The 15084-nt window shown below is 68.2% G+C and carries 15 protein-coding genes; 8 read left to right on the top strand and 7 right to left on the bottom strand.

Features of this window, described 5'->3' with window-relative positions; all coding sequences use genetic code 11:
• The first annotated feature begins 119 nt into the window (after positions 1–119).
• Both OG430_RS01560 and OG430_RS01565 read left to right on the top strand, forming a co-directional pair.
• A complete protein-coding gene (locus OG430_RS01560; RefSeq protein ID WP_327350523.1) occupies positions 120–1559 on the top strand; it encodes a helix-turn-helix domain-containing protein in 1440 nt (479 codons plus the stop codon).
• 806 nt (positions 1560–2365) lie between these two features.
• Positions 2366–3037 (top strand): hypothetical protein, encoded by a 672-nt coding sequence (locus OG430_RS01565; RefSeq protein WP_327350524.1) that lies wholly within the window; start codon positions 2366–2368, stop codon positions 3035–3037.
• A 155-nt stretch (positions 3038–3192) separates the two neighbouring features.
• Here OG430_RS01565 and OG430_RS01570 read toward each other — a convergent pair whose 3' ends face one another.
• Positions 3193–3651 (bottom strand): Lrp/AsnC family transcriptional regulator, encoded by a 459-nt coding sequence (locus tag OG430_RS01570; RefSeq protein ID WP_327350525.1) that lies wholly within the window; start codon positions 3649–3651, stop codon positions 3193–3195.
• A 77-nt stretch (positions 3652–3728) separates the two neighbouring features.
• Between OG430_RS01570 and OG430_RS01575 the strand changes: the two genes are divergently transcribed.
• Positions 3729–4901, top strand: coding sequence for a Glu/Leu/Phe/Val family dehydrogenase (locus OG430_RS01575; RefSeq protein WP_327350526.1), 1173 nt, complete (start codon positions 3729–3731; stop codon positions 4899–4901).
• 4 nt (positions 4902–4905) lie between these two features.
• The gene (locus OG430_RS01580; RefSeq protein WP_327350527.1) at positions 4906–5259 is read left to right on the top strand and encodes a VOC family protein; all 354 of its coding nucleotides are present in this window, start codon (positions 4906–4908) and stop codon (positions 5257–5259) included.
• A gap of 205 nt (positions 5260–5464) precedes the next feature.
• Here the strand turns inward: OG430_RS01580 and OG430_RS01585 are convergent, their stop codons facing one another.
• Positions 5465–6211: a hypothetical protein gene (locus OG430_RS01585; RefSeq protein WP_327350528.1), complete on the bottom strand. Its 747-nt coding sequence runs from the start codon at positions 6209–6211 to the stop codon at positions 5465–5467.
• Between the two features lie 16 nt (positions 6212–6227).
• Complete coding sequence (locus tag OG430_RS01590; protein ID WP_327350529.1) at positions 6228–6566, bottom strand: hypothetical protein; 339 nt, start codon at positions 6564–6566, stop codon at positions 6228–6230.
• A 345-nt stretch (positions 6567–6911) separates the two neighbouring features.
• Between OG430_RS01590 and OG430_RS01595 the strand changes: the two genes are divergently transcribed.
• A complete protein-coding gene (locus OG430_RS01595) occupies positions 6912–7253 on the top strand; it encodes a histone-like nucleoid-structuring protein Lsr2 (RefSeq protein WP_327350530.1) in 342 nt (113 codons plus the stop codon).
• Positions 7254–7619: 366 nt separating this feature from the next.
• Here OG430_RS01595 and OG430_RS01600 read toward each other — a convergent pair whose 3' ends face one another.
• Entirely contained in the window at positions 7620–8789 is a 1170-nt protein-coding gene (locus OG430_RS01600; protein ID WP_327350531.1) for an epoxide hydrolase family protein, read from the bottom strand.
• A 79-nt stretch (positions 8790–8868) separates the two neighbouring features.
• Between OG430_RS01600 and OG430_RS01605 the strand changes: the two genes are divergently transcribed.
• The 3 genes from OG430_RS01605 to OG430_RS01615 all read left to right on the top strand — a co-directional run bounded on the left by OG430_RS01605 (position 8869) and on the right by OG430_RS01615 (position 12722).
• Positions 8869–9492 (top strand): TetR/AcrR family transcriptional regulator, encoded by a 624-nt coding sequence (locus OG430_RS01605; RefSeq protein ID WP_327350532.1) that lies wholly within the window; start codon positions 8869–8871, stop codon positions 9490–9492.
• Positions 9493–10106: 614 nt separating this feature from the next.
• Positions 10107–10397, top strand: a complete 291-nt coding sequence (locus OG430_RS01610; RefSeq protein ID WP_327350533.1) for a DUF4190 domain-containing protein — start codon at positions 10107–10109, stop codon at positions 10395–10397.
• A gap of 318 nt (positions 10398–10715) precedes the next feature.
• Complete coding sequence (locus tag OG430_RS01615; RefSeq protein WP_327350534.1) at positions 10716–12722, top strand: ATP-binding protein; 2007 nt, start codon at positions 10716–10718, stop codon at positions 12720–12722.
• 272 nt (positions 12723–12994) lie between these two features.
• Here OG430_RS01615 and OG430_RS01620 read toward each other — a convergent pair whose 3' ends face one another.
• The 3 genes from OG430_RS01620 to OG430_RS01630 form a co-directional block, all read right to left on the bottom strand.
• Positions 12995–13741 (bottom strand): hypothetical protein, encoded by a 747-nt coding sequence (locus tag OG430_RS01620; protein WP_327350535.1) that lies wholly within the window; start codon positions 13739–13741, stop codon positions 12995–12997.
• A gap of 44 nt (positions 13742–13785) precedes the next feature.
• Positions 13786–14253, bottom strand: coding sequence for a hypothetical protein (locus OG430_RS01625; RefSeq protein WP_327350536.1), 468 nt, complete (start codon positions 14251–14253; stop codon positions 13786–13788).
• A 387-nt stretch (positions 14254–14640) separates the two neighbouring features.
• Positions 14641–15015 (bottom strand): STAS domain-containing protein, encoded by a 375-nt coding sequence (locus OG430_RS01630; RefSeq protein ID WP_327350537.1) that lies wholly within the window; start codon positions 15013–15015, stop codon positions 14641–14643.
• Between the last annotated feature and the right edge of the window lie 69 nt (positions 15016–15084).

A 15084-nucleotide genomic window follows, 5' to 3' on the forward strand; every position in this document is an offset into this window, starting at 1 on the left:
AACAGCCGACGGCCGATCGGGCACGGTGGAACCATCCCACCCCGTTTGACGTGCAGGTACATGGGGTGCCTGGGATACCGTCCCGGGCCGGGTGGGGTCGTACGAAGACGGGGGGACCTGTGCCGGCACAAGGCGACGGCGACGGCATCGACAAGGTGATCGATGAGGTGGCGGAGTTTGCGGCACTGCTGCGGGCCCTGAAGGAGCGCACGGATCGGAGCTATGGCTCGCTGGCCCGGCGTCTGGGCATGAACACCTCGACGCTGCACCGCTATTGCGCGGGCGACGCGGTGCCGCTCGACTTCGCCCCCGTGGAACGCTTCGCGGCCCTGTGCGGGGCAAGCTCGGAACAACGCCTGGAACTCCACCGCCGTTGGCTCCTGGCAGCGGCGGCCCGCCGTCGGCCTCCCACGGCGGGGGCAGTGCAGAGCGCGCCCGACGCCACGGCGTCGGAAGCCGTGAACGACGCGGCGCACGGACCGGATACAGCAGTGGAGGGCAACACCGAACCAGGCACGGCGCTGAAGCCCGGCAGCGACCCGATCGCCACATCGGACACAGCGCCGAGGGCCACCGGCAGCCCGGCCGTCGAAACGGACCCTGCGCCCAGACCGCCCGGCGCACCCTCGCACCCGCTCCCGCGGCGTCCCTGGTACCGCCGGAGGCGTTTCGTGGTCGGGCTGGCCTGCGTCTGTGCCGTACTTGCGACGCTCGGGTCCTTCTCCGTCCTGCCGGACGGGCGGCGTGCGTCCGGGGACGCTCCTGACCGGGTCGCCGGTTCGGCGGAGGCCAGGGCGCCGGAGCGACGGGGCGCCTCAGCCGGCCCGAGCGGCACCCCCACCTCTGAGCGGCCTTCCGGCTCCGCCACCCCGAACGAGAAGCCGGGCACCTCCCGCCCGCCCGGCGAGACATCCACCCCGCCCCGCGGCGACCAGCCCGCCGGGCTGCCGCTCACCTGGTCCGTCAACTCCCAGGCGTGGAAGCTCGGCTGTGACCACAACTACGTCATCGCCAAGCCGCCGAGCCAGGTCCCCCCGCCTCCTGCCCCGCAGGACGCGGCACCTTGGGCGGTGACGCAGAGCGCCGCGCACGGCGGCGAGACGCTCGTACAGCTGTCGCTGCAGGGGCGCAGCGACACGGCCGTCGTGCTGGAGGCGCTGCGCGTGCGCGTGGTCGGCCGTACGGCGCCGGCCGAGGGCAACGCCTACGCCATGGACCAGGGCTGCGGTGGCGCGATCACTCCCCGGTACTTCGCCGTGGACCTGGACAAGGACCGCCCCCTCGCCCGCGCAGTCGCCGGGAACGACTCCGGCACCCCGATCCCGGCCGTGCGCATGCCCTACCGTGTCTCGGCGAAGGACCCCGAGGTACTGCTGGTCACCGCCGCGACCAGCTCGTGCGACTGCCGCTGGTACCTGGAGCTGGACTGGTCCTCCCAGGGCCGCAAAGGCACCGTACGCATCGACGACGACGGCCACCCGTTCCGCACCAGCGCCATCAAGGGCCTGCCTCAATACACGTACGACACTCAGGAGCGCGAGTGGAAGCCCCGCAGCTGAGGCGGGGCAGATCAAGGGGCTTCCTACGGGCCCGCAGCGGGCCGCCCGTCCTCTGCCCGCCAGGGTGATGGGCAGAGCGCACCGTTCACGCCGGGGAGTTCCTGCTCCACCGTGGCGCGGAAGTGCGCGAGCCTGCGTCTGGTGCGTGGCCGCCAGCGCCTGCTCTCCCGCCGCCTCCCCTGCCTGACCCGAACCCACCGCGTCCCCCACCTGCTCAGGAAAGGTGTCCTTGACCTCCGGGAACCACGCCGCGGGCACCGCGGTCTCCAGATCGTCGTGCGGTCGCGACCGCTCTCCGCGAAATTGATCCAGTCCCCACCCCGCCGCGATGTACCAGGGTGTTCAGCGCGGTCCGCGAAGTCGCCGCTGAACAGCAACAGTTGGCGAGGCAGGCCAGCTGTGCGCGGGACGGGCCGATGGTGTGCGGGGACACTGTTGGCGAATTCGACACACCCGTCGAGCTGTCCCACCCGCCTCTGTGTGCACGGAGAGCCCCCGGCCGCCTGCGGCCTCACCCTCGGCATCCGCCCCATCTCCGCGCAGGCGAAGGTGCGTCGGAGGAATCCTGTCTGCGCGGGCCGGACAGTGCGCTCTGCGCTCAGACACCAGGTTGGTTGTCGGTGCACGAGGGGGCCCTCGCCGACAGCCCGGCGGGGTGGAGCAGCGTGAAGTCTGGCTGTGAGCCGTCCGACCGAAGCCACTGGAACGGAACCCGGACATTCCCAGGATCACTTGAGGATCAACTCGACCCTAGTGTCGGCTGTGTCAGCAGGAGACACCGCAACCGACAGCCTCTGGAGATCATCGTGCGTTCGCGTCGTGCCGCCCGTTCCACCCGCCTCGTCCTGGCCGCGGTGGCGGTGACGGCCCTCGCCTCCACCGCCACCGCGTGCGGCCCAGACGACGCCGTGGGCGCCGGATCTTCCGCGACTCCCTCCGCAGGTGGCGGCAGCGACGAAAGCCGTTCCAAGGAGAGCCCTTCCCGCGGCTCCGACTCCAGCGGATCCGACTCCGGCGGCTCCACCGACAAGAGCAGCTCCGGGACCAGCGACGACAACAAGAGCGGCTACGGACAGTCCTGCGGCACCAACGACCTGGACTTCACGCTCAGCTCGGAATCTCAGGCGGGCGGCTACTACCTCGTCACCGCCAAGGCCAAGTCCGGCATCACCTGCTACCTGGACGTCAACACCCCCAGTGCGTCCTTCGGTTCCGGTGTCGACGGCGTCGCCTCACCGGTCGGGCAGGGAGGCGAAGACCCCATCAAGCTCACCGGCTCCGCTGTTGCCTATACCGGCATCAATCCGAAGACGACCAGCGACAACGCCGGCGCCGAGTTCGAGAGTGTCATCGTCGCTCTCACCGAGGACGACCCCAACCCCGCCGAACTCCAGCTCCCCGAACCCGCCAACGTCGACAAGCCCATCGTCACCAACTGGTCGACCAACCGCTCCGAGACCGTCCCCCTCATCCCCTGACCGACCACACCGTCGCGGCGCCAGGGCGGGAGAACGGCCCTGGCATCCGCCCCGATCGACAGTGCGAAGGCGCCGACGGGTGAGCCGAATTGTCCACCTGCGCGGATCATCAGCACCGTGGGCCGGCGAACAGGCACAAGAGCGCGCCTGACGGGTCAAGGTGTGAGCGGGTCGAGTACCTGCTTGTGGGCGTGTTGGTAGATCACAGAGGTACGAAATCCGACGACTTCGCGGCGCTCGGTGAACTTGTCCATGAGGAAACCATGGAGGTAGTCCACGCTGGGCACGGAGACGTGCACGATCATGTCGTCGCCGCCGGTGACGACATAGACCGTGCTGACCTCGGGCAGGCCGGCCGCATAGGTCTTGAACGCCTCGATGACCGCCCGACTGAGGGGGCGGATCTGGAAGTGGATGAGCGCTTGGACGTGGCGGTTCAGGGCGGCCGAATCCACGGCGGCGTGGTAGCCGGTGATCACTCCGCGGGCGCGCAGTTGGCGGATGCGTTCGAGGCAGGTCGACGGGGCTATCCCGAGAGTGCGGGCGAGGTCGCGGTTGGTCTGCCGCGCATCGCGCTGCAGATGCCGGACGATCGCCGAATCAAGTTCGTCCATGCGGCGATTATGGCCCCCCTGCCGAATTCCATTCGGCCACGGGCCGTAGGCGTTGTCGAAACGGCTAGCTTCACGCCATGACAGCCGCACTTCAGGAAGCTCTGACCCTCCACATCCCGTACCCCTCGCATGAGTTGGTGCAGGTCGTGCGCGGTCACCGCAGTGGCCTGGCGATCACCATCGCGATCCACTCGACCGCGCTCGGCCCGGCCGCCGGCGGGTGCCGGATCACGCACTACCCCCACCCCGCCGCCGCCATCGCGGACGCACTGCGGTTGGCGACGGCGATGACCGAGAAGAACGCGCTGGCCGGCCTCGACCACGGCGGCGCGAAAGCGGTCGTCGCCCTCCCCACCACAACTCGGCCGACCGGCCCGGAGCGTACGGCGATGCTCCACGACCTCGGCGACGCGATCGCATCGCTCGACGGCCGCTACATCGCAGGCCCGGACGTGGGAAGCAGCCCGGTCGACATGTCCGTGATCGGCGAACGCACCACGCACGTCTGCTGCCGGCCCGTCGAGAACGGCGGCAGCGGCGACTCCTCCCTCCACACCGCACGCGGGACCCTCACGGCACTGGGCGCAGTGGCCGACGAAGCCTTCGGCTCACCGCAATTCGCCGGCCGGACCTTCGGGGTGATCGGCCTCGGTGCGGTCGGCGCCCACGTGGCCCGGCTCCTGCACCGGGCCGGTGCGCGGCTCGTCGTGACGGACGTCAACCCAGCCACCCGCAGCCTGGCCGAGGAGTTGGGCGCGACCTGGGTGGATCCGGACAACGCCCTCGCGACGGAGGTCGACATCCTCGTTCCGGCCGCACTCGGCGGCCTGCTGACCGCGCGCACCGTGCCACTGCTTCGGTGCGCCGCCGTCGCAGGACCGGCCAACAACCAACTCGACGAACCGGCCACCGCCCGCCTCCTCGCCGCACGCGGCATCCTCTGGGCACCGGACGTGGTCGTCAGTGCGGGAGGAGTCATCCACGCCACCGGTGTCGAACTGCGCCGGGAATCTCCGGAACAGCTCACCGAGCGTCTGGGCGCCATCGCCACCACGCTCCGGCAGGTCTTCCACACGGCCCGGACCCACCGGACCACACCCGCGGACGCGGCCGCGGAACTCGCCGGGCAACGAGTTCGCCAAGCAGCCTCGCACCCGGATCACGATGCAGTGCTGCCCCTGGGTTCATGGGCAGCAGGGCCGAGCAAGCCCGAGCCGCCGACATTCCACCCGACACCACAAGGGAGTTGACGACATGACGAACCGCTGGGTCGGAGTGACCATCGACTGCGTCGACGTGGAACGGGTCGCGGGCTTCTGGAGCACACTGCTTGACCGCCCCCAACTGCCCTCCCGGCCCGGCTGGGTCTACCTCGGCCATCCCGGCGACCCGGAGCCCCGCCTCAACTTCCAGCCCGTGACCGAACCGCAGCACGGCAAAGTACGCCTGCACCTCGACGTCGGGGTCGACGACATCGACCAGGCCATCGCTGAAGTCATCGCCCTCGGCGGCCGGTTCACCGACGAACGGCACGACTACGACGAAGGCGTGGTCGTCGTGATGGCCGATCCCGAAGACCATGAATTCTGCCTGGTCCAGTACTACTGACCCGCCCCACCCTCCGTCTACGGCGCGTCCAGGCCCGACTCGTCTCGCAGCCGCTGCGGGCTGAACGCCCTCATACGGCTGCCGCCATGGGCGAGGTTCGACGAGTCCGTTCGCTGAAGAATCCGGCAGGGCCATCAGCAACGCAGGGGTGAGAGTCGTGAACGAGACGGGCCGTGCCCATCGGTGGCACGGCCCGCCGAGGACGTCACTTCACTTCCCGACGCACCTCGTCGCGTAGATCCGCTGCGATCTGCGCGGCTTCCTCGACGGAGACCTTCTGCCCGCCCTGATCGCCGTCGTTCTTCGGCTCCACCACGCCGATGGTGCTGTAGTCGGCCCAGACGCACATAGTCTTGTCGTCGACCCCCTCTTCTTCGAAGACCTGGCACTTCATCACGGCGTTGTCCAGGCCCTCGGGGGTCACCCGCTTCGGCTCGCCCACAGCCTTCGCCCCATGCTCCGAGAGGCCGACCCAGCCCGTGATCCAGCCCGGGTCGGCGATGACCCGGTCGAGGGACCGTTGTGGATCCGCTATCTCACCCCAGACACCGTCGAACTCGATCGACGGTGAGCGGTCGTCGCCTTCTCTGGTGCGGTAGGCGGGGCTGATGCCGTGGGCCCGCTTGACCCCCACATGTTTCATGTCGTCATGGTTGACCTCGTCGTCGGTCTCGCCCGGGTTGTCCAACTTGTACTCACCCAGCACGGTCCGCGGCACCGCCAGCTCGTAGTCCTTCCCGTCGTCCTTCAGCTCCGGGCCGCCCGAATCGCCGCCAAGGAAGTACCAGGCCCCACCTCCCGCCAGCGCGATCGCCAGCACCACGGCGACGACGACACCGACCGTCATACCGCCACCCTTGCCGGCCTGGGAGGGCGGGCCCACAGGCGGGGGCGGCAGCTGTCCCTGCGGGCCGTACGGCCCGGGCTGTTGTGGAGGCTGGTGGTAACTCAAGTGCTCCCCCTTCGGATCAACGTGCACTCGCACACCATGCACGGACGCCGGGCCCGCCCCGCTGGTTGCGGCCAGAACTGGTGGCCGGGGGCTGCGGATGGAGGTTGGGGCGACGAGAAGCGTCAGTTGGGACCGCGGCGATCGCCCGCCTGGGCGTGTATTCAGCGCGGTGATCCATCAGCCAGGACAGGTAGGAGAGTCCTTGGTCGATGACCCTGGGGTCCTGGCCGCACCAGTACTCGATGATCACGGGTGCGCCGTTCTCGTCAAGGCCGAGGGTGTCGATGCGTCCGCCGTACTGGAGGCCGGTGCTGCACTCGTCGGCAACGAAGCGAAAGCCCGGCAACGTGGGCATGTGCTTTTCGACCAGCCTGTGCAGCTCTTGCTCAAGAAGCGCTCCGCCCGCCGGCACCTAGCGGGCGGCATCTCGCCACCCCGTGCTCCCCCTCTGTCCGTGCCGACCATAACGGCCGGCACGTACGAAATCGTTCCAGCATCAGCCGGGCTCAGCCAAGGCGAGCAGGTTGCCTGGGATGAGCACCTCCAAAACGTCCCACCTGGCCGGGCACGCTCCGCAGCAGTGGGATCGCAACAGCCCATGCGCCTGGATGACTTCATGGCGACTGCGTGAAATGGGCGTGCCCCGGCCCCGGCACAGCCGATTGTCAGATTCGGCTGAACGTGTTCTACGATCCCCACCATGGCCCAGAAGGTAGTCACAACATATGTGGATGACTTGACCGGCGAGGAATCGTCGGAAATCGCCACGCACAGCATCCTCGTCGACGGAGCTGGGGTCGAAATCGACCTCACGGATGAGAACTACGAGAAGCTCCTGGAAATCCTCAACCCGTACCTGCATGCCGACGGTGCTCGCAGGATTCGCGGTGCATCGAGGGCGAAGGCCAAGCCCGGGGCGGCGGCGGGCGGCAAGGAAGAATCGTCGGCGATCCGCGCGTGGGCGAAGGAGAACGGCTTCGAGGTCAGCGATCGCGGCCGCGTACCGGCCACGGTGCGTGAGGCGTACGAAAAGGCTCGCTGAGCCTCACCGAATAGGCGGTGGCCCTCGCAATGCCGCGGGGGCCACCGCTCTTTCCGCAGGGCCAACGACACCCCGGGCTGCACGGCTGCGTCGACGGTGGCTGGCACACCCCCTACGGGCTTGCCGACATTGGTGACTTCGTAGGCCTGCCTGACACCTCCAGCGGATCACGGGGGGAATCTGCAGGTGGCCGACAGCTGCGGATTTGGATGACTACCACTCTGGATTCGTGTCGCTCAGGTGGCGCTGCCGCATTGAGACGTTGCCATCTTGACGTTCCCGGGCCGCAGGGTTCCGGCTACGTGCGGTACTGCCGGCGACCGCCACCCGGCCGCCGCCGGCGACGGCTGTCGGCTGCATCGGATTTCACGCCACGGCGCGGAAGAACGCTTTCAGGTCGGCGATGAGCAGATCGGGGGCTTCCAGGGCCGGGAAGTGGCCGCCGCGGTCGAATTCGCTCCAGTGGACGACGTTGTGTGCCGTGTCGGCGAAGCGGCGAATGGAGGTGTCGGTGGTGAAGACCGCGACGCCTGTGGGGACCGTGCCGCGGGGTTTGGGTGTCCACATGGCCGGATCGTTGAATCGCTCGTAGTAGGAGTTGGCGACCGATGTGGCCGTGTCGGTGAACCAGTAGATGCTGACGTTGGCGAGCAACCGCTCGAGGTCGACGGCGTCATGGGGCAGGGCGCTGGCAGGGTCGGTCCAGTCCTTGAACTTCTCGGCGATCCAGGCGAGTTGCCCGGCCGGCGAGTCGTTGAGGGCGGCGGCGATGGTCTGCGGGCGGGTTCCCTGCAGCTGCATGTAGCCCCCCAGCTCTTCCTGCCACCGTTTCATCTCTTTGAGCCGGGCCTTGTCGGAGTGACTGAGGGCGGCCAGGTCGGCGGGGTCGCCGGTGGGGAAGGTCACGAGGTTGTTGACGTGCACACCGAGCACTCGCTCGGGCGCGCATCGGCCGATGAGCGGCGCGATGAACGCGCCGACATCGCCGCCGTGCACTCCGTACTGGTCGTAGCCGAGTCGGGTCATCAGTTCGGCAAGGGCGGCGGCGACACGGCCGTCCGTCCAACCGGTCTCCGGGAGCGGCCCGGAGAACCCGAACCCGGGAAGCGACGGGATCACCAGGTGGAAGGCGTCGTGGGCTTCGCCGCCATGCGCGGTCGGGTCGGTGAGCGGACCGACCAGGTCGAGGAACTCCACCATCGAGCCGGGCCAGCCGTGCAGCAGCAGGAGAGGCCTGGCCTGTTCATGGCGGGACCTGATGTGTGCGAGATGCAGCGTGGCGCCGTCGATCACTGTCGTGAACTGCGGCAGCTCGTTCAACTGGGCCTCGTGCTGACGCCAGTTGAAGGAGACCCGCCAGTGTTCGGCGAGTTCCTTGAGGTAGTCGACCGGCACCCCGCGCTCCCATCCGGCGCCCGAGAGGGCCGCGGACCAGCGCGTGCGGGCCAGCCGGTCCTGAAGGTCGTCCAGGTCGGCCTGGGGGACCTCGATGCGGAACGGTTGGACCGTGGTTTCGGGAGGGGCAACGGTGCTCATGACGTTCTCCTTCCGTGGACTCCAAACAAAACATACGGTCGACCGTATTTCTCGGCAAGGGTTGTGGCAGCATGAGCCCATGAGCGAGCTGGCGCAGGCAAAGAGTGCGACCGACGGCCGCCTGATCAAAGGCGCTCGAGCGCGACAGAGGATCGCTCGGCACACCGTCGACGTCGCCTCGGCAGAAGGACTCAACGGGATCAGCTTCGGCCGGATCGCGGCCGACCTGCGGCTGAGCAAGAGCAGCGTGCAGACACTGTTCCGGACCAAGGAGGCCCTGCAGCTCGCGGCCGTCGAGGAGGCCGGCCAGGCGTTCGCCCTCGCCGTCGTCGGCCCGGCCCAGGCCGCAGCCGAGGGAGCCGCCCGAATGCGGGCACTTGTCGACAACTGGATCACCTATGCCCAGACACCGCTGTTCGCCGGCGGCTGCTTCTGGTCGGCCAACCTCCCCGAATTCGACAGCCGGCCCGGAGCCATCCGCGACGCGCTCGTACGCGGGCATGACGGCTGGCTCGGCCTGCTGGCCGACGAACTACGGCACGCTCACACGGCCGGGGAGATCGCCGAACTGGACTGCGAGCTGGCCGCCTTCCAAATCGACGCCGTGCTCCGCGCCGCCAACACTGCCCTGCGCCTCGGCCGCCGAGACTCCGTCGACAGCGTCCGCCGCGTGGTCGACAGCTTCCTCCCCGCCCCACGATGACCCGGTCGCCGCAAGCTGGAGGAACGAGGCAAAGGCATGCGCACTTTGTGCGCTCTTCTGCTCAGCTTGAGGAGATCGCCGCGGCCGTTGGGGCAGGAACTGCGACGAGCCGGACGACATCCATCCCCTGACTCGGCATGATGCAGGACTGCGTCCGCCACAGGCGCTCACCAGACCGGCGTCATCCCAGCTCCCCGGCCATCGCGAGCACCACAGCCGCGATCACACACGCCGCAGCACATGCCAACAGCAAGCAGCGAACCCTCCGCCCACGCACAGCCGCGCCGTGTTCACCCCACACCGACGTGGTCAGCCAGTACGCCTTCAACAGAGCCGCATACGGCACCGGTTCTTCGTTCGGTGTCTCCACTCTCTGCCAACACCGGCCGCCCGGACAGCGACACGGTTCAGTGGCTCACTCGCACAGCATCTTCAAGAACACCTACTCGCACACCTCACGGGCGTCACCGATCAAGGGGTACGGCTTCTGGCGACGATCCGCGGTCGTCCCGGCGAGCGCCACGTATGACGACAGGGCGCATAGATCCCAACCCATGGGCTACTCGACCTACGAACGGACGACCGAATTTTCGACTCTACGGAAGGAAGCTCTCATGTCGGGTTATGGCGCCGGCGGCACCCACCCCCAGGCCCACTCGCAGACCAACGGTCTGGCAGTCGCAGGCCTGGTCTGCGGCATCGTCGGTCTGTTCTTCCTGAATGTGATCCTCGGTCCGCTGGCCATCGTCTTCGGTGCGGTCGCACGCCGCCAGGCCGCGGCCCGCAACGGTTCGGGCATGGCCAAGGCCGCCATCATCCTCGGCATAGCGGACCTGGTCGTCTTCGGGATCCTGCTCGCAGTGGCCGCGTCCAGCGGCGGTTTCAGCTGGTACGTCGGCGGCTGATCACGGCTCTCACAAACGGCCCTTCGCCCGAGCACGATCACTCGACGCCCGGAGGGGTCACCCCCCTGGTCTCTTCGCGCAACGCGTGCTCACTCAGGAGCAGGAGCGGCCCCTACTGAGACTTGCTCTGAGCTCCTGCCACCGGTATTCCGGAAACCGACCGTGACTGCCAGGATGCCCCCGAGGTTGGACCCTCGGCTGGAGCACCGCAGTGTGTGCGTCGGGCAAGGCGAACCGTGCGTCTCGCAATCCCCCCATGCAGGCAAGGGAGCCATACCGAGCCGGCAGGCGGGCCGCGCGTGCAGGGAGGGAGCAGTCGTGTTCATCGGACGTGATCGGGAACTGGCCGGTCTGCAGGACGCGTTGAGAACGCATCGGCTGGTGACACTGACCGGCGTCGCCGGCGTGGGCAAGACGCGCCTTGCCCGACAGGTGGTGGAACTCGATGCGGGCGCCGGTGCCACGTCTTCCTGCTGGGCTGACCTGTGGCAGCTCCAGGACGAAGAGATGCTGGCGCAACTCGTCGCCGACTGCTGCGGCCTGTCCGATCACACGCCTCGGCTGCCGCTGGACGCCCTGTGCCAATGGATCGGCAAACGGGACCTGTTGATCGTGCTGGACTCCTGCGAGCACGTGCTGCCCGCCTGCCGGAACCTGGTGACGACGCTGCTCGGCAACTGCCCGCAGCTGAGGATTTTGGCGACCAGCCGCGAACTGCTGCATGTTGACGGTGAGCACGTGACGGTGCTCGACCCGTTGCCGGTGGCGACGGATGCGGCCGAGCTGTTCCTGCGGCGTGCGGCAGAGGCAGGGCGTTCCCCGGATCCCAGCGATCTCAGCCGGGTGACAGAACTGTGCGCCTATCTCGACGGCCTCCCCCTGGCCCTGGAGTTGGCCGCCGGGGCACTGCGCCACAGCAGTATCGAAGAGCTGTTACGGCGCCCTCGGCACGATCTGAGTCGACCCGAGACGAGCAACGCGCCTGAGGCACCCCGCCGGCACGACGTCCTGCGTACCGCCTTGGGCTGGAGCCACGAGCTCTGCACGCCCAAAGAGCGCCTGCTGTGGGCACGACTGTCGATCGTCCACGGATATTTCGACGGGCCCTTGGCGGCCGCCCTGTGTGCCGGCGGCCCACTGTCCGCCCTCGACGTCGAACACGCCTTGAGCGGACTGGTGGACAAGTCCGTCGTCACCCGTCGCCACGAGCGCTACCTGCTGCTCGACACCGTGCGCGAGTACGGGCGACTGTGGCTCGCCCAACTCGACGAACTGGAGACGATGGCGGACCGGCATGCCGCCCACTTCCTCGCGCTGGCGCAGCAAGCCGACGCCACCTGGACGAGCGCCGAGCAGACCGGCTGGTACCGCACCATCAAAGAGGCCCACCCCGATCTGTGCGCGGCCCTCGAACACTTGCTGTCCCACCAGGGCGATCTGGCTCTCGAGCTCGCCACCCTGACCGGCTTCTACTGGACATGCTGCGGTCACGCCCACACCGCGCAGCACTACCTCGCCCGCACCCTCACCACGGGCGAGGGCCAGGGGTCGATGCGGCAACGGGCCCTGTGGGCCCTCGGCCTGACCCATCTGCTGCAGGGCAATCACGCCACCGGCAACCACCTGGCCCGCCAGTGCCTCGAGCACGCCCACACCACCCAGGACACGACAGGGCTGCTGCGCGCCAGTTACCTCCAGGGGATGAGCGATCTCCTGCAAGGCCGCCCCGATCAGACCCTGGCCCAACTCGACGACGCCCTGCACTTCGCGCGCCTGCCAGGCTCCACCACCGAGCCCGCTCCGCAGGCCGTGATGATGTGCCGGATGCTGCGCCTGTTCGCTCTGACCGGCCTCGGCCTGCTCGACCAGAGCCGCCAGGACGCCGTGATGCTGCGCGCCGAGTGCGTCAGCATGGGCGAGCACTGGATACGTTCGTACGCCGAGTACCAGCTGTGCGTGACGGCGCTACGCGAACAGCGCAGCAACGCGGCACTCGAGCACGCTCGTTCCATGCTGAACTCGAAACAGCACATCGGCGACACCTTTGGCATCGCGCTGGGACTGGACATGCTCGCGGCGGCCTTCTCGAGCAGTGGAGACGGCCACTCCGCAGCCCTCGCCTCCGGAGCCGGCCAACGCCTGTGGGAGGCAGTCGGCCACCCACAACGAGGCGCACCGGACGTCGCTCCGCTGCGTGAGGCCGGCGAGCTCACCGCGCGTCGGATCGTGGGCGCAGAGGCCTACGACGCGTACCACCGCCAGGCCGCTGCTGCGGACCCAACGGCCATGCTCGCGTGGGCAGCCGGCGGTCAGGCACCCCTCTGAGAGCAACGCCCCTCGAATACGGCCAGTACAGCGGCACCGACGACGCACCCGTGTTGGGGCATCCCGGGTGAGCGTGGCGACCACCCCGCCGCCACGGCCCCATTGGTTCCGTGTGGACGGTAGGAACCGGCGTACCCCTGACGCTGACTCTGTCGGGAGCCTTGGAGCCTTGGAGCCTTGGATGAGAATGCGCCCTCCGGAACGGAGGGTTCCGGAGGGCGCATTCGACCTACGTCCAAGGCACCCAAGGCACTATCGCGGCTTGCCGGGGCTCACTGCACCACGACGTGGTCCCCGGACGAAGTCGAGGGCCCGCTGGTGGAGTTGCCGTAGTAACGCCAGCGCCACGTACCCGATGCGCCAGCCGTCACCGTCGTCCTGAGCCCACCCGAACTGTCCGCGTACACCGCCTTCACCGTGGTGTAGGACGTGGCGCCCTCGGGCTGGAACTGCAGGCTCACCTTCCGGCCCCCGTACGAGGGGTACTTGTGCGTGTCCCAGTTCGCCCGGGTGACCTTGCCCGTCACGGTGATGGGCTTCCCCTGGTCCACCGGTTCGGGGGACGCGTTGACCGTCAGGCGGGTGTTCCGCTTGACCTGGACCGTGAGGCCCTCGTCGTCCATGTCGTGGGCATCGCCCTCAAGAAACACACGTGCTGCGATCTTCCAGGTGCCCGCGTCCTCGTTGCCGAAGTCGTAATGGGTCGGGTCGATGACCAGCGTCTCGGTGAAGTCACAGACACTCGCGCTCACCCTGATGCAGTCACTGGTGAAGATCGTGTTCCACAGCTCGTGGCTGGAGTCGATGTTCCCGCGGTAGGGGAACACCGTCGGCCCGCCGTCCCACCGACGCGTCGTCGTCATACGGAAGGAGGCGGGCACCTCCACCTCCTGCGACACCCCGATCACGATCGGCTCACCGGCGTTGAACTTGACCCGAGTGAACGACACCCCGTTCTCTGCGGCCCCGGCCGGCACCGCAGCGACCGCCGTGAACGCCGCGGCCGCCCCACCGGCCACCGCGACTCTCCATCCCTGCTTCCCCACCTGATCCCCGATCTCCCCTACGGCATACGCACATGCGCACTGTCAGATGCCGGAGTCCTTCCTTCCGGCATCTGACAGACAGATGAGATCCACCTGGAGTTGTACGCCCGTAAATCACGTTTCGAGAACAGGTGTCCCCTGCGGTGCTTTGCGGCAGCTTCCAGCAGGATGACAGGGTTCGCCATGTCGCACCGCAGCGTGATGGAGATGGCCTCGCAGACAAACCCCATATTCCAGACCCGGTAGTTGGCAGGATCCGGCAGTCCCTCGATCCCGTTCTCCGGTCCATGCTCCTGCGCGAGATCGTTCAGCACCCACCGCCGATCCCACTGAAACTTCGGATCACGCACGTGGGTGAGCAGCAGGTCGGTCGTAATGGCCAGATCGCTGGCCGCCCTGGCTCGCGAGACCTGGAGCCTGATGCCCCAACTGGAAACCGCTACCGCCGCAACCGACAAGACGAGCGAGGTCAGATTGAGCCCCACACGCCCTCCCAGCTTGGCACGGCCGAGCACCCAGCCATGTCATACATCCGCTCGCAGCGCCTGACAATACGTCACGATTGCTCACGTATGCGGTGGATACTGGCCGAGAGCTGGCGTATGCGAGCGCGGTATTGGCCCTGCCGAACCAGCAGCACGATGCGCATCGCGCGAAGACGAGCACGGACCATCATGAGGAGCACCCCCGGGAAGGACCGAACCGCCCGCCACGTCCGAGAGCCTCCAGTGGTCGCGAGCTCTCGGGCCGTCATGGCCGGTGCGGCCGGCTTCGCATGGACGTCCACACCTCCTCGGGCACGGCGATACGTCCAGTGCGGGTTCCGCTCCGTGCCGGTCCTCGTGACCAGCCGCGACTGGGCCATGCGGTCTTCAGCCGCAGGCCGGGGGTTCAGCCAGGGCCTCGCCCAGGGTGGGTACGGGATGGAAGACCCGATAGAGCCGGACCGCACGCAGGATCCGCAGCGTGAACTGATGGGGGCAGACCAGCACGAGCGTCCCGCCCCGGTCATGAATGCGCTGGCGGGCGCAGCACAAGAGGCCCACCCCCGCGCAGTCGAAGAAGACCGCCGGAGTCAGGTCAATCACGATCAAGGGCCGCGGTGCGGCAGTGGCTGCCGCCAGGTGCGGACGGATCTCGAGAACGGCGGCGATGTCTATCTCGCCGTGCAACTCCAGAACGGTGTGGCCGAGGTGGCGGTAGGTACGCAGGTACTCGGTGACGGTCTGAGTGTCACTGGAGAGCACGGCAACATCACCTCTGGGGCAGTGAGCCGGCCCCTCCGGGGCGGCCGACCGGAAGCCACCAAGGTCTGG

The organism is Streptomyces sp. NBC_01304, from assembly GCF_035975855.1.
In the GTDB taxonomy this organism is placed as follows: domain Bacteria; phylum Actinomycetota; class Actinomycetes; order Streptomycetales; family Streptomycetaceae; genus Streptomyces.

Excerpts from the sequence above, each read along its gene's own strand:
- OG430_RS01570 (WP_327350525.1), bottom strand. The coding sequence starts at position 3,651 with ATGGACGAACTTGATTCGGCGATCGTCCGGCATCTGCAGCGCGATGCG.
- OG430_RS01575 (WP_327350526.1), top strand. The coding sequence starts at position 3,729 with ATGACAGCCGCACTTCAGGAAGCTCTGACCCTCCACATCCCGTACCCC.
- OG430_RS01580 (WP_327350527.1), top strand. The coding sequence starts at position 4,906 with ATGACGAACCGCTGGGTCGGAGTGACCATCGACTGCGTCGACGTGGAA.
- OG430_RS01590 (WP_327350529.1), bottom strand. The coding sequence starts at position 6,566 with ATGCCCACGTTGCCGGGCTTTCGCTTCGTTGCCGACGAGTGCAGCACC.
- OG430_RS01595 (WP_327350530.1), top strand. The coding sequence starts at position 6,912 with ATGGCCCAGAAGGTAGTCACAACATATGTGGATGACTTGACCGGCGAG.
- OG430_RS01600 (WP_327350531.1), bottom strand. The coding sequence starts at position 8,789 with ATGAGCACCGTTGCCCCTCCCGAAACCACGGTCCAACCGTTCCGCATC.
- OG430_RS01605 (WP_327350532.1), top strand. The coding sequence starts at position 8,869 with ATGAGCGAGCTGGCGCAGGCAAAGAGTGCGACCGACGGCCGCCTGATC.
- OG430_RS01610 (WP_327350533.1), top strand. The coding sequence starts at position 10,107 with ATGTCGGGTTATGGCGCCGGCGGCACCCACCCCCAGGCCCACTCGCAG.